The organism is Actinomadura bangladeshensis (assembly GCF_004348335.1).
In the GTDB taxonomy this organism is placed as follows: Bacteria; Actinomycetota; Actinomycetes; order Streptosporangiales; family Streptosporangiaceae; genus Spirillospora; species Spirillospora bangladeshensis.
Genome location: NZ_SMJW01000045.1, coordinates 18,046 through 40,381, shown reverse-complemented (window position 1 = coordinate 40,381; position 22,336 = coordinate 18,046). Strand labels below are relative to the sequence as shown.

Sequence of the window (22,336 nt, the reverse complement as noted above, 5' to 3'; positions counted from 1 at the left end):
GGCTACGCCCCGCCACCCCCCGGTCCGCGTTGCCCTTGGCCTTCACCGCGACCGTGACGTCCTTGTACCCGCCGAGGTCGGACGGGTGCGAGTCGATGATCTCGGTCTTCCAGCCGATGCGCTCGGCGTACCGCAGGTACATGCGCAGCAGGTCGCCGGCGAACAGCGCCGACTCCTCGCCGCCCTCGCCGGCCTTCACCTGGAGGATGACGTCCTTGGAGTCGCTCGGGTCGCGCGGGACCAGCAGGCGGCGGAGCCGCTCCTCCAGCTGCTCGCGGCGCCGGTCGAGGTCGTCGGCCTCGGCGGCGAACGCGGCGTCCTCCGCGGCCAGCTCGCGGGCCGCGGCGAGGTCGTCCTGGGTGGACGCCAGCTCGCGCTGCGTCTCGACGATGGGCCGCAGCTCGGCGTAGCGCTTGCCGAGCTTGCGGGCCAGGGCCTGGTCGCCATGGACGGACGGGTCGGCGAGCCGTTCCTCGATGCCCGCGTACTCACTGATCAGTTCGTCGAGATTCACGCTGTGTCCTGACCCGTTCCGGCCGTCCCGGCCCGGAGGCGGCGGCGGTCTCCGGTTTCCGGCTTCGAAAGGCCCGGGGACCTCAGGTGCCCCCGGGCCGTTCCTGGTATGTGTGCGGCGCTCGCCCTACTTGCCGGCCTTCTTCTTGCCGAAGCGCTGCTCGAAGCGCGCCACCCGGCCACCGGTGTCGAGGATCTTCTGCTTGCCCGTGTAGAACGGGTGGCAGTTCGAGCAGACGTCCGCGCGGATCTCGCCGTTCTCGGCGGTGCTGCGGGTCTCGAAGGTGTTGCCGCACGTGCACGTCACGGTCGTGACGACGTAGTTCGGGTGAATGTCGGGCTTCATGGGTTCTCCTCGCCTCAGGCGGTCGCCGGGCGCCTCCGCGCACCCCACGGGAAGGCCCATGGGAGATGTGGGAAGCGTGAACCGGTACCGCAGCGGTTGCACCTCAAGTGTGCCAGATACCTGAACGTGGCGAGGTCACCGGTCATTCCCGATCTTGGACGGCGGCCCGGGCGGGGTCATCCGCCGGTGCGCCCCAGGTAGGCCAGGACCGCCATCACCCTGCGGTGCCCGCCCTGCGCGGGCTGCAGGTCCAGCTTCATGAAGATGTTGGAGATGTGCTTCTCCACGGCGCCCTCGGTGACGACGAGGTCGGCGGCGATCGCGCCGTTGGAGCGCCCCTGCGCCATCAGCCCGAGCACCTCGCGCTCGCGCGGCGTCAGCGACTCCAGCGGGTCGCCGGTGCGGCGGCGGCCGAGCAGCTGGCCGATCACCTCGGGGTCGATGACCGTCCCGCCGGCGGCGATGCGGCGGACCGCGTCGATGAACTCGGCGACGTCGGCCACCCGCTCCTTCAGCAGGTAGCCGACGCCCTCGGCACCGCCGCCGATCAGGTCCGTCGCGTAGCGCTCCTCCACGTACTGCGACAGGACGAGGATCGGCGTGCCCGGCCTGCGCTCGCGGACCGCCAGCGCGGCGCGCAGGCCCTCGTCGGTGAAGGACGGCGGCATCCGGACGTCGACGATCGCGAGGTCGGGGGCGTGCTCCTCGACGATGCCGAGCAGGCCCGGCCCGTCCCCCACGGTCGCCACCGTGTCGATCCCGGCGTCGTCGAGCAGCCGGACGAGCCCTTCCCGGAGCAGCACCGAGTCCTCGGCGATCACAACCCGCATCCACCCATTATGTGGCGGGCGGGGCGCTCGGCTCACCAGGTGCAGGGCAGGTCCGCGCGGATGATGGTGGGGCCGCCGGGCGGGCTGTCCACGATCAGCATCCCGTCGATCGTCGCGGCCCGGTCGGCGAGGCCGGCCAGGCCGCCCCCGGGGCGGGCCACCGCGCCGCCCGCACCGTTGTCGATCACCTCGACGACGACCCAGCGGTCCTCGCGGGCCACCCGGACCGACACCTGGGTCGCGCGGGCGTACTTCGCGACGTTCGCCAGCGACTCGGCCACGATGAAGTAGGCGATGCTCTCCACCGCCGCCGGGGGACGCTCCGGCAGGTCGACGTTCACCTCGACGGGGACCGGGGCCCGTCCGGCGAGGCCCGACAGCGCCGGGTCCAGGCCGCGGTCGGTGAGGATCGCCGGGTAGATCCCGCGGGCCAGGTCGCGCAGCTCGGAGATGGCCTCCTTGGTGCCCGCGTGCGCCTGCTCGATCAGCGCCCGCGCGCCCTCGGGGTCCTCGTCGAGCTTGGCGCGGGCGCGTCCGATGTCCATCGCCACGGCCAGCAGCCGCTGCTGCGCCCCGTCGTGCAGGTCGCGCTCGATGCGGCGCCGCTCGAACTCGGCGGCGTCCACGCCGCGGGCGCGGCTGGCCCGCAGGTGCTCGGTGCGCCGGCGCAGCTCGACGTTCTCGGCCTGCGCGGGGCTCGGGCCGAGCAGCAGCGCCGCGAACACCGTGTGGCCGATCGCCATCGCCCGCGTCACGTACATCGCGAGGGCGAGGAACACCAGCCCGAGCGGCATCGCCACGACGGCCTCCAGCGGGTTGCCGGCCCAGTACGAGACGAACCCGAGGTTGATCTCGGCGCCTCCGCTCGCCGCCACGACGACCGGGAAGAACAGCGTCATGGCGGTCGCGCCCCACACCGCCGCCGAGACGACGAACTCGGCCAGCGTCACCGGGAACAGGACGGCGAGGTAGCCGAGGTCCTTCCAGGTGGCCGGGTCGACCACCATGGCCTTGAGCTTGGTCAGCGGGCTGCGGCCCGCCGGCATCCGCCGGTACGGGTCCGGGACGCGGACGCCGAACCCGGCCCGGACGAGCCGCCGCTCCAGCATCGCCCCGAACCGCCACGCGATCATCAGCAGCGCCAGCAGCGGCACGCCGACCCAGATGATCAGCAGCCCGAGGGACAGCGTCAGGCCCACGGCGAGCACGACGAACCAGCCCAGCCCGAACGCCAGGCTCGCGGTCAGGAAGACCGCGGAACGCCAGGTCACCGACGACCGCGCCATCGCCACCGGGTGCCAGGACCCGTTCAGGACGGACGGGGCGTCCCCGCCGCCGCGCGTCGCCGCGGCCCACCGCGTCGCGGCCCATCCCACGGCGCCGCCGCCGCCGGAATCTCTGGTCAGCTCGCCCACATCGTCCTCCGTGCCCCGTTCCCAACCTACGATCCCCAGACTGCCGGGCAGGGGGTGGGCCGACCATGGCGCGGACCGCCGGATCCGAGGTGGGGCTAACCCCACCATGACCGCGCCCGGACGCGGGAGACCCCCGCCCGGTGGCCCCGGACGGGGGTCTCTCACGTGCGTCGGTGCAGCCCTCAGCGGTCGTCGGAGACCGTGGTCTTCTGCACCTGGAGCAGGAACTCGGCGTTGGACTTGGTCTCCTTCATCTTCTCGATGAGGAGCTCCAGCGCCTGCTGCGTGTCGAGCGCGTGCAGCACCCGGCGCAGCTGCCAGACGACCCGCAGCTCCTCCGGAGCCATGAGGATCTCCTCCTTGCGGGTGGACGACTGGTCGACGTCCACCGCCGGGAAGATCCGCTTGTCGGCGAGGCTCCGGTTGAGCTTCAGCTCCATGTTGCCGGTGCCCTTGAACTCCTCGAAGATGACCTCGTCCATGCGGGACCCGGTCTCCACCAGCGCGGTGGCGAGGATCGTCAGCGAGCCGCCGTTCTCGATGTTGCGCGCCGCGCCGAAGAACCGCTTCGGCGGGTACAGCGCGGTCGAGTCGACACCACCGGACAGGATGCGGCCGGACGCCGGCGCCGCCAGGTTGTAGGCCCGGCCCAGGCGGGTGATCGAGTCGAGCAGCACGACGACGTCGTGGCCCAGCTCGACGAGCCGCTTGGCGCGCTCGATCGCCAGCTCGGCGACCGTGGTGTGGTCCTCGGCGGGACGGTCGAAGGTCGAGTGGATGACCTCGCCCTTCACCGTCCGCTGCATGTCGGTGACCTCTTCCGGACGCTCGTCCACCAGGACGACCATCAGGTGGCACTCCGGGTTGTTCTTGGTGATCGCGTTCGCGATCGCCTGGAGCACCATGGTCTTGCCGGCCTTCGGCGGCGACACGATCAGCCCGCGCTGGCCCTTGCCGATCGGCGACACGAGGTCGATGATCCGCGTGGTCAGGACGCCGGGGTCGGTCTCCAGCCGCAGCCGCTCCTGCGGGTACAGCGGGGTCAGCTTGGTGAAGTCGACGCGGCCCTTGGCCTGCTCCGGCTCCATCCCGTTGACGGTGTCGAGGCGGACCAGCGCGTTGAACTTCTCGCGCCGCTCGCCCTCGCGCGCCTGCCGGACGGCACCGGTGATGACGTCGCCCTTGCGGAGGCCGTTCTTGCGGACCTGCGCCAGCGAGACGTACACATCGTTCGGGCCGGGCAGGTAGCCGGTCGTCCGGACGAAGGCGTAGTTGTCGAGGATGTCGAGGATGCCCGCCACCGGGATGAGGACGTCGTCCTCGGCGATCACCGGCTCCTCGTAGCGCTCGCGGCCGCGGCCCCGGTTGCGCTCGCGGAACCGGCGCCCGCGCCGGCCCCGGCCGCCGCCGTCGTCATCGTCGTGCTGGCCGCCGCCGCCCTGGCTCTGGCCGCGCTGACGGCCGCCGCCCTGGTCGCCGCGGTCGCTCCGGTCGTTCCGGTCGTTCCGGTCACCGCGGTCGCCCCGGTCGCGGCCCTCGCCGCGCTCGCGGCCGCCGCGCTGCCGCTGGCGCCCGCCGCCGTCGCGGCCCTGGCCCTGGTCGCGTCCGCCGTCGCGGCCGCCCTGGGACTCGCCGTCCTCGGCGTTCTGGTGGTCGCGGCCCTGGTCACGGCCCTGCTCACGGCCCTGGTCGCGGCCGTGCCGCTCGCCGCGTCCCTCGCCGGCCCCCCGGTCCTGCCTGTCGCCGCGCTGACGGCCGCCCTGCCGGTCCGTCCGCTCGGCCTTCTCCGGCCTGTCGGTCCGCTCCGCCTTCTCGGCGCCCTTGTCCGCGGTGTCGGCCTGCGCGTCGGCCTTGTCGGCCGGGGCCTCGGCCTGCTTCGGGGCCTGCTTCGGGGCCTGCTCGGCGGCGGGCGCGGCGTCGGCGGTGGCGGCCTGGTCGTCGGCGGCCTCGCGCTTGGCGGCCGCGGTGCGGGTCCGCCGGGGGCGCTCGGTCTTCGCCGGGGCAGCGGCTCCCTGCTCGCCCCCGGCCGAGCCCTGCTCCTGGCCGCCGCCCTGCTTCTCCTGGATGGCGGCGATGAGCTGGCTCTTGCGCATCCCGGTCACGCCGGTGATGCCGAGGCTGGACGCGAGCGCCTTGAGCTCGGGCAGCACCATGGCCGACAGGCCGGTGCCCGACCGGCGGCGCCGGGGGGTGGCGGGCTCCGCGCCGGCCTGGGCGGCGTCGGCGGGTCCCGTGCTGGGTGCGTCCGTAAGGAGTTCGCTGGATTCGCTCACTAAGGGTCCTTCCCAGGGAGCGGGCGTTGGCCGGCGTTCGGCCAGTCGACCCGGTGGTGCGGCCCGGCGGGGGCGCCGGGACGGGCTCCGCTGATCACGATGGAACCGGGATCTGCGTGTTCTGGGCACAGCCAGATGGTGGACGGGACGTTCCGCTCGTGCGTGTCCCCGGTACCGCCACGTCCGAAGTTGTTGCGCTGGTATGCCTGACAACGGGATGTCACGGTGTCGGGGAGCCTAGTACGCGGGACCGACACGACCGGAGGGTCGAACAGGCGACGCGCGGCTGACGAGCACGCTGCCCCGAACGGGGCATCTGGTGCGGCATTCAGCCTAACATCACCAGGGCACACTGCTATTCCCCAGAGGTCGATGTCTTCGCATTTTACCTAGCGGGACCGGGCCGGAACCGGCACCGGTCGATGCACCGCGCGGGCCCCGCCCACGGTGCCGCGATCAAGCCCGGACCTCGGGTTCTCCGGTCATGACGCGTGCGCCGCGGGTCGCGACGTCCAACGGGTGTATGTGCCACCCTTTACCCACTTCGGGGACTACTGAATCAACTCGTGATGCGTTTGTGAAGGCCAGGACGGTCGGTCCGGCCCCGGAAATCACCGCCGGGACGCCCGCGTCCCGCAGCGTCTTGACCAGCGCGGCGGAATCGGGCATGGCGGGCGCGCGGTAGTCCTGGTGGAGGCGGTCCTCGGTCGCGTCAAGCAGGACGTCCTCGGCAAGGCCCCCGGTGAGCGCCGCGATGAGCAGCGCGGCGCGTCCGGCGTTGGCGGCGGCGTCGCCGTGCGGGACGGTCGCGGGCAGCACGCTGCGGGCCCGCTCGGTCGCCAGCCGCTGCTCGGGGACCAGCGCGGTGACCTGCACGACCTGCGACTCCAGCCGGACGAGCCGCGCACCGCCCGGCGCCGTCCAGGCGACGGTCAGGCCGCCGGCCAGGCACGGCGCGACGTTGTCGGGATGCCCCTCGATCCCGGTCGCCAGGCGCAGTGCGGCGTCGTCGTCGAAGAGCTTCCCGGCGGGGTGCAGCGCGCGGGCCGCGACGATCCCGGCGACGATCGCCGCCGACGACGAGCCGAGGCCGCGGCTGTGCGGGATCCGGTTGCGGCAGCGCAGCCGGATCCCCGGCGGCCGCGCGGGGCCGGATCCGGCCAGGCCATCGAGGACGTCGAAGGTGCGGCGCAGCACCTTGACGATCAGGTGCCGCTCGCCCCGGTCGGCGACCTCGGCGCCTTCGCCGTCCACCTCGATGGACACCGCGCCGCCGGTCAGCTCGACCTCGACGTCGTCGTACAGGGACAGCGCGAGGCCGAGCGAGTCGAAGCCAGGGCCCAGGTTGGCGCTGGTCGCGGGCGTCCGCACCAGCACCGGGCCTTCGGTCCAGTCCACGCTCAGGTCAGGCCGAGTTCGGAGGCGGCGGAGTGCGCGTCCACCTTGATGGTGGTCGGCGCCGGCGCGCCGGAGATCGCCCAGTCGGGGTCCTTGAGGCCGTTGCCGGTCACCGTGCACACGACCCGCGAGCCGCGCCGGACGGCGCCCTGCTCGCTCGCCTGCAGCAGGCCGGCGACGCTCGCCGCGGAGGCGGGCTCCACGAAGACGCCCTCCTCGCGGGCGAGGAGGCGGTAGGCCGCGAGGATCTGCCGGTCGGTGACGGAGTCGATCGCGCCGCCGGACTCGTCCCGCGCCGCGACGGCCAGGTCCCAGGAGGCGGGGTTGCCGATCCGGATCGCGGTCGCGATCGTCTGCGGCTTCAGGACGGGCTCGCCCTTCACGAACGGCGCGGCGCCGCTGGCCTGGAAGCCCAGCATGCGCGGGGTCTTCGACGCCTCCTCGTCGGCGGCGTACTCCTTGTAGCCCATCCAGTACGCGGAGATGTTGCCGGCGTTGCCGACGGGCAGGCAGTGGACGTCGGGGGCGTCGCCGAGCGCGTCCACGATCTCGAACGCGGCCGTCTTCTGCCCCTGCAGCCGGTACTTGTTGACGGAGTTGACCAGCGCCACCGGGTAGTCGACCGACAGCTTTCGGGCCAGTTCCAGGCAGTCGTCGAAGTTGCCGTCCACCTGGAGCAGCCGCGCGCCGTGCACGAGCGCCTGCGCCAGCTTGCCCATCGCGATCTTGCCGTTGGGGACGAGCACCGCGCAGGTCATCCCGGCCCGCACCGCGTAGGCGGCGGCGGACGCGGAGGTGTTGCCGGTGGACGCGCAGATCACCGCCTTGGCGCCGTCCTCGGCGGCCTTGCTGATCGCCATCGTCATGCCGCGGTCCTTGAACGAACCGGTCGGGTTGGCGCCCTCGACCTTGAGGAACACCTCGCAGCCGGTCAGCTGGGACACGCGGCGGGCGGGCAGCAGCGGGGTACCGCCCTCGAGCAGCGTGACGACCGGTGTCCTGTCCGTCACCGGAAGCCGGTCGCGGTACTCCTCGATGAGGCCGCGCCACGCGCGGGCGTTCGGGTTCACGTCGGTCTCCTGGAATGACCTGGGATGTTGCCCGGAGTCTACCGGGGCGGCCTGGGCCGTCCCGCTCCTCGGTGGGCCTTGCGTGCGGCTACTCGTCGCCCTCGACGCGCATCACGCTCGTCACCGCCCGGACGATCTCCAGCCCGCGCAGGCCCTCCACGGTCGCCGTGAGGGCCGCGTCGGGCGCCCGGTGCGTGACGACGACGAGTTGCGCCTCCTCGCCCAGCCCGACCTGCCGGACGGCCTGTATGGACACGCCGTGCCTGGCGAACTCCTCCGCGACCGTGGCGAGGACACCGGCCTCGTCCGTCACATCGACCTGGATGTAGTAGCGCGTGACCGTCTCCCCCATGGGCAGGACGGGAAGCTTCGCGTACGTGACCTCGACCGGGCCCGGTGTACCGCCGGCCACGTTCCGCGCCACCGCGACCAGGTCGCCGAGGATCGCGGACGCCGTCGGAGCACCACCGGCACCCGCGCCGTAGAACATGAGCGAGCCGGCGGACTCCGCCTCCACGAACACGGCGTTGTACGCCTCGCGGACGCTCGCCAGTGGGTGCGACCTGGGAATCATCGCCGGATACACGCGAACGGACACGCCGCGGCCGTTCCGTCCGTCCTGCGAGGGAATCCGCTCGCAGATGGCCAGGAGCTTGACGACGCAGTCCATGCCCTTGGCGCCCGCCACGTCGGCGGCGCTCACCTCGGTGATGCCCTCCCGGTGGACGTCCGCGGCCGTGACCGGCGTGTGGAAGGCGAGTTGCGCCAGGATCGCCGCCTTGGCCGCCGCGTCGAAACCCTCCACGTCGGCCGTCGGATCGGCCTCCGCGTAGCCGAGCGCCTGCGCCTCTTCCAGCGCGTCGTTGAAACCGGCGCCGTAGGTGTCCATCTGGTCGAGGATGTAGTTCGTGGTGCCGTTCACGATGCCGAGCACCCGGTGCACGTGGTCGCCGACCAGCGAGTCGCGCAGGGGGCGCAGCAGCGGGATGGCCCCCGCGACGGACGCCTCGTAGTACAGGTCGGCGCCGTACTCCCGGGCGGCCGCGAACAGCGTCGCGCCGTCCTCGGCCAGCAGCGCCTTGTTCGCCGTGATGACCGACTTGCCGGACTTCATCGCCTCCAGCATCAGCGTGCGGGCCGGCTCGATACCGCCGATCACCTCGATGACGATGTCGACGTCGTCCCTGGTCACCAGCGCCTGCGCGTCCGTCGTCAGCAGCTCCGCCGGGACGCCCGCGCGCACCCGGTCCGGCCTGCGGACCGCGATCCCGGCGAGCTCCAGCGGGGCGCCGACGCGCGCGGCCAGGTCGTCCGCCTGCCCGATCAGCAGCCGGACGACCTCCGTGCCGACCACGCCGCATCCGAGCAGCGCCACGCGCAGTCCGGGTTTCACGCTTCGACCTCCGCATCGAGCCGCAGCAGGTCCGCCGCGCTCTCCCGCCGGACGATCACGCGCGACCTGCCGTTCCTCACCGCCACCACGGCCGGCTTCGGGACGAAGTTGTAGTTGCTGGCCATCGACCGACAGTACGCACCGGTCGCCGCCACCGCCACCAGGTCCCCCGCCGCAAGATCTTCGGGGAACCACAGGTCCCGCACCACAATGTCGCCGCTTTCGCAGTGCTTGCCGACAAGCCTACTGAGCATGGGCGGAGCATCGGACGACCTGCTCGCGAGCACGCCGGTGTACTCGGCGCCGTACAGCGCCGTGCGCAGGTTGTCGCTCATGCCGCCGTCCACGGAGACGTAGGTGCGCAGGCCCTCGACGTCCTTGACCGTCCCGACCTCGTACAGCGTGACGCCGCCCGGCCCGATGATCGCCCGTCCGGGCTCCACGGTCAGCCGCGGCATCGCCAGGCCGTAGGCCCTGCACTCGCGGGCCACGATGTCCCTGAGGCCGTCCGCGATGGACTTGGGGTCGTGCGGCTCCTCGCCCGGCACGTAGGCGATCCCGTAGCCGCCGCCCAGGTCGAGCTCGGGAAGCTCGACGCCGTGCTCGTCCCGGATGGCCACCAGCAGCTCGGCCAGCCGGTGCGCGGCGACCTCGAAGCCGTCCACCTCGAAGATCTGCGACCCGATATGGGAGTGCAGCCCCACCAGCTCCAGCTGCTTCAGCTCCAGGACCCTGCGCACCGCCTCCAGCGCGGCCCCGGAACTGCGCGAGAACCCGAACTTCTGGTCATCGTGCGCAGTGGCGATGAACTCGTGGGTGTGCGCCTCCACACCCGTGGTCACGCGCACCATCACCTTGGCCCGGACGCCCATCTCCTGGGCGGTGTAGGCCACCCGCGCGATCTCCTCGAACGAATCGAGGACGATCCGTCCGACCCCGGCCTCAAGGGCCTGCTCGATCTCCCAGGGGGCCTTGTTGCTCCCGTGCAGGGTGATGCGTTCGGTAGGGAAATCCGCCGCCAGGGCAACAGCGAGCTCACCCCCGCTGCACACGTCGAGCCCGAGACCCTCTTCCTTGAGCCACTTGGCGACGGCCGTACACAGGAACGCCTTGCCCGCGTAGTGGACGTCCCCGTCATGGAACGCCGCCGCGTACTCCCTGGCCCGGCTCCGGACGTCCTCCTCGTCGTAGACGTACAGAGGCGTGCCGTACTCCTTGGCCAGATCACGCACATCGACGCCGCCGACGGTCAGGACGCCGTCCTCCCGCCGAGCGCCGCGCGGCCACACGGCGGGCTCCAGGGCGTTCAGATCCTCCGCCGGCCCGGCGGGGTGGTCCTCCGGCAGCACATCGGCATGCCGCGGCCCAGCAGGGTGTACTCGACTCATATCCGCTCTCTAGGGGTTTCACCGATCACGTTCAGCCCGTTGCCGAGGACGACCCGCACCGCCCGCGCCAGCCCGACCCGTCCCGGCACGGGCTCCTCATCGCCCTTCGGGACGGCCGGACAGCGCTCATGGACGTCGTGGTACGCCCCGGCCACCCTCTCCAAACAAAACATCAGCGGCCTTGCATCCCGCTCCCGCTCGGCCTGCTCGGCCCGCCCCGGCACGTCCCCCATGGCCCAGACGAGCTCGGACTCCAGCTCGCCGGCCCCGAGGGGCCCGTCCCCGAGCCCGAGCTCACGCGCCCACCGCCCCACCCAGCAGGCCCGCGCATAGGCGTAACGCACCGAGAACCCGGGGTTGTCGAACGTCCGAGGCCACTCGTCCCACGCCTTCTCCGGCACCCGCGCGACCCCGTAACGGGGATCACGCAGGATCTGCTCGACCAGCTCCCCGGCCCCGAGCACGACCCGGACGAACCCGGCCCCCGCGACGACGCCGCCGACCCGCCGCGCGATCACCGCGGGCTCGACCCCGAGCCGCAGCGCCACCGGACTCTCGAAGACCCCCCGCCCGCGCCCGAAGACGACCACGCTCTCCGGCACCGCGACGTCGATCTCCCCTTCGGCCACGGCATCCCGCACCGCCCGCACGAGGGCATCGCCGACTGGAGTCACCCTGGTGAGACTATCTGACCACTATCTGGACACGGCAGCGAGTTTCCGCACCGTCTGGATCAGCTGGTTCGGGTCGAACGGCTTGGTCACGTAGGCGTCGACCCCGATCTCGTGCCCCCGCCGCACATCGTGCTCCTGCGCCCGCGCGGTGATCATCACGACCCGGATGTGCGCCGTCCCGGGATCCTCCCGCAGCCGCACCGCGGTCACCCACCCGTCCAGCCGGGGCATCATCACGTCCAGCGTGATGACGTCGGGCCGGACCTCGCCCACCTTCTCCAGGCAGTCCTGACCGTCCACCGCGGTCTCCACCTCGAACCCCTCCAGTTGCAGGTTCACGGCGATGAGCTGGCGGATCACCTCGTCATCATCGACGACCAGCACGCGTCCCAGTGGCTCGGTCACGGCTCGAAGTTAGCCCACTCCGCCCCCCGCACGCACGGCGAAAAGCCAGGTGCGCGTCACCCCGCCAACCCTGCTAACCTTCTACCGCGCCCCTCCGAGGGCGCAGGGCCCCCTTAGCTCAGGGGATAGAGCAACGGCCTCCGGAGCCGTGTGCGCAGGTTCGAATCCTGCAGGGGGCACCTCAAATGATCTCGAAAAACCCCGGCTGACCAGGCACGTAGCCAGGCACCGGGGTTTGTTGTGTGTGCAGGCGTGTGCCTCGTCGGACGGCCGGGTCGGGCATCCTGGTTCCGCCTCGGAGGGCGACTGCCGCGGTCATCGGGTCGCGCCGCTGCTCTGGCCGTCGTCGTCAAAGCCACTCATCAGCCTGCTGGCCATACCTCACTTTGTTGCGTTCGGAGCACTACTGCGCACGGCCGAAGCCGGCGCGGGGTCGGGGAGGCTGCCTATGCGGCGCTGTCGTGCGCGGTGCAGATCAGTATGGTTCCGCCGACCATGGCGACCAGGGCGATCACGATCAGGCTGCCTGCTTGGTCGGCGATGGCTGGGGTGAGATTGGACCAGTTGGTATCGGTCTCGTTCTCAGGATGGTTTTGGCGGTTCGGCGGCGTAGACGTTTAAGGGGCACGCCCTCAGGAGGCGATCGCACTGCGGCCCAGCCCCGAGAATTGCGAAGCAGGCGCGGTCTACGGTTCGTTCACGCGGCGGACAGGGTCAGTTCTCCCTCGGTCGGTTCCTCGACTCGCACGTCTATCGATGCGTCCTCGTCATCGTGGAAGCGCAGGGTCCAGTAGGGCGATAGCGCCAGGAGGAACCTCCAGCCTTCCCGCTCTTCGCCGGTCAGCGGAGAGGTGAAGGTCGCGGAGACCCGCCATCCAGAGTCGTCGCTGACAATGGCGACGCGGACGTTGACGGAGCACAGGCAGGTGTCCTCGTTCGCCCACCACTCGAGCCGGGCCGCACCTTCGTACGTGTCCATGGCGCCAGTATGGCGAAGGTGGAGATGCCTCGGCGATTGTTCATCGAGCCGACGGCCCGGTTGTTGTAGGGGACGAGCACGCTTGTGGGCTAGGCGGATGGCTGCGGGCGGTCTCCGCACTGGAGGGTCAGGCACTCGTATGCCCAGGTGTCAGCTGTGCCCTCCCCCAGCCCGAAGAGGCGAACGGACTCACCGTCCGCCCACAGGAGGGCGGTACGGCGTACTCCTCACCGCCGTACTCCGCGCGTCGTCTGAGCGAGGGCTCTACTCGTATTCGTCTTCGAGTTCCTGCTGGAAGAGCCTTCGCCTGTACCAGGCCTCGAAGATCACGCCGTAAAGGGCGGCGAAGGCCGATCCGAAGAGGCCGGCCGTCGTCCATGACGCGTCGGGCGTGAGCAGCGCGCGCATGAGCAGGCACCACAGGACCCCACCTAAGAGGTAGAAGAACAGGCGCACAGGCAGAGGGCGTTCAGGGACTCGTGTTCTGGTCATCGCCTAGGCACATCTCCTTCAGTTTCGAGGCCGCCTCGTTTGATCAGTTGGCTCGCGATGACGTTGCGCTGGATCTCGTTGGTGCCCTCGCCGACGATCATCAGAGGGGCGTCGCGGAAGTAGCGTTCGACGTCGAATTCCGTCGAGTAGCCGTAGCCGCCGTGGATGCGGACGGCGTTGAGCGCGATCTGCATGGCCGTCTCGGAGGCGAAGAGTTTCGCCATTCCCGCCTCCATGTCCACCCGGCGGCCGGCCTCCGCGTTCCGGGCCGCGTAGAGGGTGAGCTGGCGGGCGGCGGTCAGGGACGTCGCCATGTCGGCGAGGTAGTTGCCGATCGACTGGTGCTGCCAGATCGGCTTGCCGAAGGACTCGCGTTCCTGCGCGTAGGCGAGGGCGTCCTCGAACGCGGCCCGGCCGACGCCGAGGGCGCGGGCGGCCACCTGAAGGCGGCCGGTCTCCAGGCCCTTCATCATCTGCGCGAAGCCGCTGCCCTCGGCGCCGCCGAGTACGGCGTCCGGTGGGGCGCGGTGGTCGTCGAAGGACAGTTCGCAGCTCTCCACGCCCTTGTAGCCGAGTTTCGGCAGGTCGCGGGAGACCGTCAGGCCGGGGCCGTGTTCGATCAGGAGGATCGACATTCCCTTGTGGGCGGGGGTCGCGTCGGGGTCTGTTCTGCAGAGCAGGGCGATCAACTTGGAATGGCGCGAATTGGTGATCCAGGTTTTCGCGCCGTTGACCACATAGCCGTCCGCGGTCCTGCGGGCGGTGGTTCGCATGGCCTGGAGATCCGAGCCGCCGCCGGGTTCGGTGAGGGCCATGGTGGCGCGGATCTCGCCCGTCGCCATGCGGGGCAGGTAGCGCTGTTTCTGTTCGTCCGTGCCGAAGTGGAGCAGCAGTTTCGCGACGACCGTGTGGCCGCCCATCGCCCCGGCCAGGCTCATCCAGCCGCGCGCCAATTCCTCGGTGACCAGGACGTAGCAGGGCATGGAGACGGGGTTGCCGCCGTACTCCTCGGGGACGGCGAGGCCGAAGATGCCGAGTTCCTTCATCTTCTCGATCAAAGCCCCGGGGTAGGCGTCGGCGTGCTCGAGGTCTCGGGCCACGGGCTTCACGTCCTTGTCGACGAAGTCGTGGACGGTGCGGACGACGAACTGCTCGTCCTCAGCAAGCATGTCGATGACGCTCATGCTCGGCCCTCCTTCCGAAGTGGCGGCGTCCATGGTCGCGGAGGCCGGTGCAATCCCATCACGGACGACCTCCGATGATGGGAGCGCACAGGACTCCAAGGACAGAACACGGCCTCCTCGCCGCCCCCGCTCCTCGTACGTCAACTCCTGGGCCCCGGGCCCGTCACGATCGCCGGTCCCGTCGCGGCTCTGTCGGCGGTGCTCGACCTGCCGGACGCAGCGCATGTGGGCCGTCGAAGAGCAGGACATCGTCTACCGGTCGGGACGCACCAAGGGCCGGCACCCCACGTCACTTGACCAGACGACCGTTCCTACCGGCTGCGTCGGCCGGTGTTCGCGGGCGAGCACCTGGCGATCCGCGACACCCCCTACGGCCCCGAGGCCGGCCTGCACGTCGCCACCCACCGAGAGGAACGCCACGCCACCGCCCAGGTGACCTTCGCCTGAGCGCACACGGGTCTCATTCGCGGGTGCCGAGTGCCTCGACGGCCGGCACCCGCATGGCCGCCCGTGCCGGCAGCACCGAGGCCAGCAGCGAGATGGCCGCGCATGCGGCGATCACCGCGCCGACCGGCGACCACGGCACGACCACCGTGAGCCGTCCGGACAGGCTCAGAAGCCCGGCCACCACCCCGGCCATGCTCAGCGCGGACACCAGCACGGCGAGCAGTGTCCCGACGGCGACGACCAGCAGTGACTCGGCCGCGACCACGCCGAGCACCTGCCCGCGGGTCGCCCCGGACAGGCGCAGGACGGCGTGGTCGCGGGCCCGGTCGGCGGTCGCCATCAGCAGCGTGTCGGCGATCGCGATGCCGCAGTAGAGCAGCGCGACGCCGAGGACGACGAGCATGCCGAGCCGGCTCTGCCGTCCGCTCTCGGATGAGGCCGCGGCGATCCAGTCGGAGGTCGGGACGGGCCGCGCGCCAAGGTGGTCGGTCGCCCTGTGCAGGGCGGCGAGTGCGGTGGCGCGGGCGGTGCCGGGGCGTAGTTTCACGTCGATCGTCTGCGGCATGCCGGGGCCGGCGTTGCGCGGGGTGACGAACACGCCGTTGTCGCCGGTGCCGGTCTTGAGCACCGCGGCGACCAGCAGGGACGTCCTCGTCCCGTCGGCGAGCCACACGTCGATCCGGTCGCCGGGTCTGCGGTTCCATTCGCGCGAGACGATGATCGAGTCGTCGGCGAGCCGGGCCGGGTCGCCCGCGACGACGGGCAGGTCGGCGACCCGGAGCAGGGCTTGCGGTGTCGCGGCCTGCGCCCGGTATTCCACCAGGGCGTCGCCGTCCTCCAGGGCGTAGAGGGCGGTCGGCGTCCGGACGACGGTGTCCGCACCGGGGATCGCGGCGACCCGGTCGACGACGGCGCGGGTGAGGCCCGGCGTCCCGGCGGGGGCCACGACGAAGTCGGCCCGGTGCTGGTCGCGCAGTTCGGCGCGGCGGGCGCCGTCGACGGTGGCGCCGGCGCCGAGCAGGGAGAGGGCCAGGCCCACGGTGACGAGCACCGGCGCGGCGGTGGCGGCGGTCCGGCGGGCGGCGGTCAGCGCGTTCGCCCGGACGATCATCGCCGCGGCGCCGGGCAGCCGGCCGAGCGGCCAGGCGACCAGCCGGGCCAGCGGCGGGACGACGACCGGGGCGAGCAGCGCGGCACCGGCGATCAGCAGCATCGTGACCGGGATGTACTGCTTGCGGCCGGTCGCGGTGCCGGGGTCGCCGAGGGCCGAGGCCGCCGTCCACAGGCCCGCGACGGTGCAGCCGGCGCCCGCCAGCCAGCGGCCGGTCGTCATGAGGCGGGTCTCCGCGGCCGCGTCCCGCAGCGCCTCGACCGGGCGGATCCGGCCGGCCCGCCGGGACGCCGCCCAGACCCCGAGCAGCGCGACCGCGAGGCCGGACGCGAAGGCCGCGGCCAGCGGCCATACAGCTGTCGGCACGGTGTAGGACGGGGGCGCGAGCCGCTGGTCGACCAGCCAGGCGCCGAGCGCGGGGGCGCAGACCCGCCCGAGGACGCAGCCGAGCGCGGCGGCGATCGTCCCGACCGCGAACGCCTCGGCGAACAGCATCCGCCGGACCTGGCGGGACGTGGCGCCGACCGCGCGCAGCAGCGCCAGTTCCCGGTGCCGCTGGGCGACCGCGAGGGCGAAGGTGGACGCGACGACGAAGACGGCGACGAACCCGCAGATCCCGCCCGCCGTGCCCAGCATGATCTTGGTTCCGGCCATGGTGCCGGTGCCGGTGGTCCCGGCCGTCCGGGCCCGGTCGCCGGTGAGCACCACGGCGCCGTCGCCGGCCGCCGCGCGCAGCTCGGCCACCGGGGCACGGCTGATCACGGCGTCGACGCGCGGGGAGAGCCGGGCGGCCGCGGCGTCGGCGAACAGGACCGCCGGTTCGGCCTCGCCCGGGTCGACCACCCCCACCACCCGGTACGTCGCCGGGCCCCCGGCCGTGCGGACGGTGACCGCCGCGCCCGGACGGGGCCCGCCGCCGGGCAGGGCCACCTCGCCGGGCAGGGCCACTTCGCCGGGCGCGACGGGGGCCCGGCCCGCGACCAGCCGGTACGGCGCGAAAGGCGCCACCGACCACGGCCGGCCGATGGTGACCCGGGGCGCGGCGGCGGTCGTCGGCTGGGCGTAGAAGACGCGGTCCTCGACGGCGCCGCCGAGCGCGGTGATCCTCGCCGCGACCGCCGGATCCAGGCCGCGCGGCGCTCGGAGTTCGCGGCTCTTGGTCCTGTCCCCGACCTGGACGTGCAGGCTGCCGGAAGCCCGGACCACGGCGGGCGCAGCCCCGTACCGGACGGCTCCCCCATCGGCCGCGGGCGTCGTCTGGAACGCCGCCGCCAAGGCCAGCCCCATGGTGGCCATCAGGCCGACGCCCAAGGTGAGGGCGATGAACGTGCCCGCGAACGCGGCCCAGCGGGCGCGGACGGTCAGCAGGGCGAGCCTCAGCACGGCGCCGATTCCGGGTGGGTCATCCGGGCCGCCGCAGTATCAGGCGCCGCCTCGTCGTTCGTCCTCGCACTGTTCATGCCCGCCAGCCAACCCGTCCGGTATCGGTGGGCGCACTGGCACCGGTTCGAGTCTTCGGGGTAGCACTGGCACTACCCCGAAGGTGGTCCTGCCGTCATGGGACGCGGCTGGCCGGACGAGTACGGTCATGCCATGCGATCACGCACCGCCTGGCAGGCGCTGACCGACCGGGGGTTCCTGGTCACCGGCGTGCCGTGGCGGGCGGCGGCGTACCTGATCACCGGAGTACTGGCCGGTGTGCTGGAGCTGATCCTGCTGAGCGTGGCGCTGACCCTGGGGATCGCATCGGCGGTCTTCGTCGTGGGCATCCCGCTGCTGCTGGGCCTGGGGCTCTGCGGGCTGCCGGTCGCGGCGCTGGAGCGGCGGCGGCTGCGGCTGGTCGACCGGGAGCGCGCGGCCGATCCGCACCGGGATCCCGAACGCCCCGGCCTGTGGCCCTGGCTGCGGACCCGCTACCGGGAGCAGGCCACCTGGCGGGACCTGGCGTTCGCGGTGCTGTCGGCGACCGTGCTGTGGCCGCTGGAGCTCGCGGCGCTGGTCGCGGGGCTGGCGATCCCGGCGGCGCTGCTGGCCGCCCCGTTCATGGCCGCCGGCGGCGAGGTGCGGCTGCTCAAGACGTGGACGCTCACCGGCACCTGGCAGACGTGGGCGGTCCTGCCGATCGGGGTCGTCTCCCTGGCGGCCGGCGCGTACCTGGTGGCGGTGGTCGCGGCGGTGCGCGCCGCGCTCACCCGGCTGCTGCTGGCCGCCCCGCGCGAGCCCGAGCTGACCGCGCGGGTGGACGAGCTGACCCGGTCGCGGGCGCGGCTCGTGGACGCCTTCGAGGCGGAGCGCCGCCGGATCGAGCGCGACCTGCACGACGGCGCCCAGCAGCGCCTGGTCGCGCTGACCATGACCCTCGGCCTCGCCCGCACGACCGAGGGGCCGGAGACCGGCGAGCTGGTCGCCAAGGCCCACACCGAGGCGCGGCTCGCCCTGGACGAGCTGCGCGAGCTGATCCGCGGCATCCACCCCAAGCTGCTCACCGACCGGGGGCTGCCCGCCGCCGTCGACGAGCTGGCCGGCCGCTCCCCCGTCCCTGTCAAGGCGGACCTCGATCTGCCCGGACGCCTCCCCGACCCGGTGGAGAGCGCACTGTACTTCGCGGTCAGCGAGGCGCTGGCGAACGTGGCCAAGCACAGCTCCGCGACCGGCGCCTGGGTCACGGCCGAGCGCTCCGGCGACCGGGTGACGGTGGAGGTGGGCGACGACGGGATCGGCGGCGCGGCGGCCGCGCCCGGCAGCGGGCTGGCGGGCCTGGCCGACCGGATCTCCGTCGTCGGCGGCACGCTCGACCTGTCCAGCCCGCCGGGCGGGCCCACCCTCGTCCGGCTGGAGGTGCCGTGCGGCCCGATCGACCGCTCCGCGTAGTCGTCGCCGAGGACGGCGTCCTGCTGCGGGAGGGGCTGGCCGGCCTGCTCGCCAGGTTCGGCCACGAGGTGGCGGCCGCCGTCGGCGACGCGGACGGCCTGGTCGCGGCGGTGACCGAGCACGAGCCCGACCTGGTGCTGACCGACGTCCGGATGCCGCCCGGCTTCTCCGACGAGGGCCTGCGCGCCGCCGTGCGGCTGCGGTCGTCCCGTCCCGGGCTGGCGGTGCTGGTGCTCAGCCAGTACGTCCAGCACACCTACGCGGCCGAGCTGTTCGACTCGGTCGGCGGCCGGGGCGTCGGCTACCTGCTGAAGGACCGGGTCGGCGACATCGAGGAGTTCCGCGGCGCGCTGGAGCAGGTGGCCGCCGGCGGCACGGTCGTCGACCCGGAGGTCGTCTCCACCCTGCTGCGCCGCCGCCGCGACCCGCTGGCCCGGTTGACCGGACGCGAGCGGGAGGTGCTGGCGCTGATGGCGGAGGGACGCGCCAACGCGGGCATCGCGCGGGCGCTGACGGTGAGCGAGGCGGCGGTGGCCAAGCACATCGGGAACATCCTCGCCAAGCTGGACCTCCCCGCCACCGAGGACGGCCACCGCCGGGTGCTGGCGGTGCTCGCCTACCTGCGCCGCTGAACCCGCGGGTCAGGGGCCGAGGCCGGCGTCGCGGGCCTGGGCCATCGCTTCGGCGCGGTCGGCGACCTGGAGTTTGGCGAAGATGTTCGAGACGTTGTTGCGGACGGTCTTCGGGGAGAGGCCGAGGCGTTCGGCGATCGCCGGGTTCGACAGGCCGAGGGCGATCAGCTCAAGGACGTCGCGCTCGCGGGCGGTGAGCTGCGGGAAGGGCGCGTCGGCGGGGCGGGCGACGGCGATCCGCGCGAAGTAGGCGCAGACGCGGCCGGCCAGGGCGGGGCCGAAGATGACCTCGCCGGCGGCGACCGCCGACACCGCGCGCAGGATCTCGTTCTGGTCGGCGCCCTTCAGCAGGTAGCCGCGGGCGCCGGCGAGCATCGCGGCGAAGACGCTCTCGTCGTCCTCGTGCATGGTCAGCACGAGGACGCCGGTCTCGGGGCGGGCCGCGAGGATGCGGCGGGTCGCCTCCACGCCGCCGAGGCGGGGCATCTGCAGGTCCATCACGACGACGTCCGGGCGCAGGCGGGCCGCGGTCTCGACGGCGGCCGCGCCGTCCGGCGCGGTTCCGACGACCTCGACCTCGCCGGTGGAGTCCAGCATCAGGCGCAGCCCGTCCCGGTAGACGGGGTGGTCGTCGGCGAGGAGCACGCGCGGGGTCACGACGCGCTCCCGGTGAGCGACGGCCGGGCCCGCTCGTCCGGGCTCGGCCCGAACGGCAGGACGGCGCGGACGCGGGTGCCGCCGCCCGGACGCGCGGAGACGGTGCAGCGTCCGCCGAGCTCCTCGGCCCGCTCCCGCATGCCGACCAGCCCGACCCCGACGAGGGCGCCCGGCGGCACGCCCCGGCCGTCGTCGGTGACCTCCACCTCCAGCGCGTCCTGCGCGACGTGCAGCCGGACCTCGCAGTGCGCCGCCGCGGCGTGCCGGGACACGTTCGCCAGCGCCTCCGCCACGATCCGGTACGCCGCCTCCTCGGCCGCGGCGGGCAGCGGCGGCAGGTCGCCCGCGCAGCGCAGCCGCACCCGCAGCGTCCGGCCCTGGAACCGCTCGGTGAGCTGCTCCACCGCCCCGACCAGGCCGAACTGGTCCAGCGACGGGGGACGCAGGTCGTGCACGAGGCGGCGGACGTCCGACAGCACGTCCGACAGGTCGCCGCGCACCGAGCGCAGCGTCGCGTCGGCGGCGCCGGCGTCGCGCGGGGCGAGGTTGCGGGCCGCCTCGATCTTCAGCGCGGCCGCCGCGAGCGACGGCCCCAGCCCGTCGTGCAGGTCGCGGCGCAGCCGCCGCCGCTCCTCGGCGATCCCCGTCACGAGCTGCTCCCGGCTGCGCTGCAACTCCTCGGTCAGCGCCGTCGCGCGCGCCGCCGCGGCCGCCTGCCGGACGACGTCGGCGAGGAGCCGCTGGTCGGCGGCCGGCAGCCGCGCCCCGCTGCGCGGGACGAGCGCCAGCCGCCCGATCGCCGCGCCCCGGTACCCGAACGGCAGGACGACGACGTCGTCGCGCGCCGTCCCGTGCTCCACCGTGACCGTCCGGCCGTCGGCGCGGTCCAGCTCCACCCGCACGTACGGGGACCGGAACGACTGCGCCACCACCCGCGCCACCTCCAGCAGCATCTCGTCCGGCCCCATCGAGCGCTCCAGCCGCCGCGCCAGCGCCGACACGACGTCGTAGGGCTCGGGCCGCCCGGTCAGCACCCGGTTCACCCACCGCTGGAGCCGCAGCCGCAGCGGCGCGTACAGGACGGCGACGACGCCCGCGCCGGCCACCGCGGCGAGCGGCTCGTCGATGAACGTCCCGGCGCCGACGAACACCGCCACGTCGATGCCGATCACGGCGGTCGCGAGGGCGGCGTACAGCAGCGTCCAGCCGAGCAGGAGGTCCACGTCGTACAGCCGGTACCGGGCGACCGCGACCAGCACCGCGGCCGCGAGCGCCGCGTGCATGAGGATGAGCGAGATGTCGCCGATCCACCAGTTCACCGACGGCGGCGTCACCGCCGTCAGCAGCGCCCCGGCGGCGATGAGGACGACGTTGGCCGCGAGCGCCAGCAGCATCCACCGCAGCTGCGCCTTGCGCACCGCGTCCGACCGGCGGAAGCGCACGGTGAACGCGGCGATCGACACCCCGAAGGAGGTGAGGAAGCCGATCCAGAACATCAGGCCCGACACCGGCCAGAGCGCGTCGGGCAGCGGCGGCGTCAGCGGGTCCAGCGGGACGTCCCGCAGGGCCGGCGTGAGCGGCTCGCCGTTCGAGAACACCCGCCACGGCACCATCAGCAGCGCCACGACCCCGATCGCCTGCGCGCTGATCGCGACCGCCACGGGCCCGCGCCAGCGCCTCGACGGCAGCCGCCCGTCCGGGAAGAACATCAGCGTCAGCGGCACGATCATGTTGATCATCGGGCCGAACCGGGCGCCCGCGTACACGGTGAACGCCGTCAGCGGCAGCCCGCCGCCGTGCTCCAGCACCGACAGCGACGCGTACGCCGCGGTGATCCCGTCCACGACGGCGATCGACCCGCCCGCCAGCAGCAGCCATGTCAGCGGGTGCCGCGGCAGCCGCGTCGCCAGGACGCCGCCGGCGACCGCCAGCGGCAGCCCGGAGCCCGCCGAGCCCCAGTGCGCCCAGTCGAGCGGATCCGGGGGCCGGTCCCCGCCCGCCAGCAGGACGTCCAGCCAGACCGTCGCGACGGTCGCCGCGACGCACAGCACGGCGATCACGACGGCGGACGCCCTCAGGAGCCGCTCGGCCCGAGGCGCCGGAAGGGCGCTCCTCACCCGGCCAGCATGGTGCGCCTGGCGTCCCGGCCACCCGGGAGCGGCGTCCCTGCCGGCCGGGGACACCGGTCACCGGCGGATGAGGCGCGGTTCGGGGCGCACCCGCCGCCGCCGTCACTGGGCGCCCGGGACATCGGGGAC

General features: G+C 73.1%; 19 protein-coding genes and 1 tRNA gene. 3 read left to right on the top strand and 17 right to left on the bottom strand.

Translation table 11 applies throughout. From position 1 onward, the window contains the following. From E1284_RS11800 to E1284_RS11750, 11 genes are all read right to left on the bottom strand, one after another. Window positions 1-514, bottom strand: a 514-nt coding sequence (locus E1284_RS11800; RefSeq protein WP_131939079.1) for a PCRF domain-containing protein, incomplete at its 3' end; no start/stop codon positions are given. 126 nt (window positions 515-640) lie between these two features. Next, window positions 641-859: a 50S ribosomal protein L31 gene (rpmE, locus tag E1284_RS11795; protein ID WP_131939078.1), complete on the bottom strand. Its 219-nt coding sequence runs from the start codon at window positions 857-859 to the stop codon at window positions 641-643. A gap of 176 nt (window positions 860-1,035) precedes the next feature. Continuing rightward, window positions 1,036-1,689, bottom strand: a complete 654-nt coding sequence (locus tag E1284_RS11790; protein ID WP_131939077.1) for a response regulator transcription factor — start codon at window positions 1,687-1,689, stop codon at window positions 1,036-1,038. A gap of 32 nt (window positions 1,690-1,721) precedes the next feature. After that, the gene (locus E1284_RS11785) at window positions 1,722-3,104 is read right to left on the bottom strand and encodes a sensor histidine kinase (RefSeq protein ID WP_243714418.1); all 1,383 of its coding nucleotides are present in this window, start codon (window positions 3,102-3,104) and stop codon (window positions 1,722-1,724) included. Between the two features lie 182 nt (window positions 3,105-3,286). After that, on the bottom strand, window positions 3,287-5,377 hold the full coding sequence (gene rho / locus E1284_RS11780) for a transcription termination factor Rho (protein WP_131939076.1): 2,091 nt from the start codon (window positions 5,375-5,377) through the stop codon (window positions 3,287-3,289). A gap of 456 nt (window positions 5,378-5,833) precedes the next feature. Then, window positions 5,834-6,775, bottom strand: coding sequence for a homoserine kinase (gene thrB, locus E1284_RS11775; protein WP_131939075.1), 942 nt, complete (start codon window positions 6,773-6,775; stop codon window positions 5,834-5,836). Between the two features lie 2 nt (window positions 6,776-6,777). Continuing rightward, complete coding sequence (gene thrC, locus E1284_RS11770) at window positions 6,778-7,845, bottom strand: threonine synthase (RefSeq protein ID WP_131939074.1); 1,068 nt, start codon at window positions 7,843-7,845, stop codon at window positions 6,778-6,780. Between the two features lie 88 nt (window positions 7,846-7,933). Then, complete coding sequence (locus E1284_RS11765; RefSeq protein WP_243714417.1) at window positions 7,934-9,238, bottom strand: homoserine dehydrogenase; 1,305 nt, start codon at window positions 9,236-9,238, stop codon at window positions 7,934-7,936. Further along, on the bottom strand, window positions 9,235-10,626 hold the full coding sequence (gene lysA, locus E1284_RS11760; RefSeq protein ID WP_131939073.1) for a diaminopimelate decarboxylase: 1,392 nt from the start codon (window positions 10,624-10,626) through the stop codon (window positions 9,235-9,237). The genes E1284_RS11765 and lysA overlap by 4 nt, the downstream gene beginning before the upstream one ends. After that, complete coding sequence (locus tag E1284_RS11755) at window positions 10,623-11,300, bottom strand: DALR anticodon-binding domain-containing protein (RefSeq protein ID WP_131939072.1); 678 nt, start codon at window positions 11,298-11,300, stop codon at window positions 10,623-10,625. The genes lysA and E1284_RS11755 overlap by 4 nt, the downstream gene beginning before the upstream one ends. 21 nt (window positions 11,301-11,321) lie before the next feature. Continuing rightward, window positions 11,322-11,684, bottom strand: coding sequence for a response regulator transcription factor (locus E1284_RS11750; RefSeq protein ID WP_131939080.1), 363 nt, complete (start codon window positions 11,682-11,684; stop codon window positions 11,322-11,324). A gap of 128 nt (window positions 11,685-11,812) precedes the next feature. On the opposite strand from E1284_RS11750, the gene E1284_RS11745 reads away from it, so the two are divergent. Then, window positions 11,813-11,884 (top strand) — tRNA-Arg (locus E1284_RS11745). Between the two features lie 518 nt (window positions 11,885-12,402). Here the strand turns inward: E1284_RS11745 and E1284_RS11740 are convergent. The 4 genes from E1284_RS11740 to E1284_RS11730 all read right to left on the bottom strand — a co-directional run bounded on the left by E1284_RS11740 (window position 12,403) and on the right by E1284_RS11730 (window position 17,301). After that, window positions 12,403-12,684 carry a hypothetical protein gene (locus tag E1284_RS11740; protein WP_131939071.1) on the bottom strand — a complete coding sequence of 94 codons (282 nt, stop codon included), beginning with the start codon at window positions 12,682-12,684 and terminating at the stop codon, window positions 12,403-12,405. A 264-nt stretch (window positions 12,685-12,948) separates the two neighbouring features. Next, window positions 12,949-13,092: a hypothetical protein gene (locus E1284_RS41370; protein ID WP_165965219.1), complete on the bottom strand. Its 144-nt coding sequence runs from the start codon at window positions 13,090-13,092 to the stop codon at window positions 12,949-12,951. A gap of 80 nt (window positions 13,093-13,172) precedes the next feature. After that, window positions 13,173-14,360: an acyl-CoA dehydrogenase family protein gene (locus E1284_RS11735; protein WP_131939070.1), complete on the bottom strand. Its 1,188-nt coding sequence runs from the start codon at window positions 14,358-14,360 to the stop codon at window positions 13,173-13,175. 460 nt (window positions 14,361-14,820) lie between these two features. Then, entirely contained in the window at window positions 14,821-17,301 is a 2,481-nt protein-coding gene (locus E1284_RS11730; protein ID WP_131939069.1) for an FtsX-like permease family protein, read from the bottom strand. A gap of 210 nt (window positions 17,302-17,511) precedes the next feature. Between E1284_RS11730 and E1284_RS11725 the strand changes: the two genes are divergently transcribed. Then, entirely contained in the window at window positions 17,512-18,789 is a 1,278-nt protein-coding gene (locus E1284_RS11725; RefSeq protein ID WP_131939068.1) for a sensor histidine kinase, read from the top strand. Continuing rightward, the gene (locus E1284_RS11720) at window positions 18,762-19,421 is read left to right on the top strand and encodes a LuxR C-terminal-related transcriptional regulator (RefSeq protein WP_131939067.1); all 660 of its coding nucleotides are present in this window, start codon (window positions 18,762-18,764) and stop codon (window positions 19,419-19,421) included. Before E1284_RS11725 ends, E1284_RS11720 begins: the two co-directional genes overlap by 28 nt. A 9-nt stretch (window positions 19,422-19,430) precedes the next feature. Here E1284_RS11720 and E1284_RS42485 read toward each other — a convergent pair whose 3' ends face one another. Further along, entirely contained in the window at window positions 19,431-20,078 is a 648-nt protein-coding gene (locus E1284_RS42485; RefSeq protein WP_131939066.1) for a response regulator transcription factor, read from the bottom strand. After that, window positions 20,075-22,195: a sensor histidine kinase gene (locus E1284_RS11710; RefSeq protein WP_131939065.1), complete on the bottom strand. Its 2,121-nt coding sequence runs from the start codon at window positions 22,193-22,195 to the stop codon at window positions 20,075-20,077. Before E1284_RS11710 ends, E1284_RS42485 begins: the two co-directional genes overlap by 4 nt. Between the last annotated feature and the right edge of the window lie 141 nt (window positions 22,196-22,336).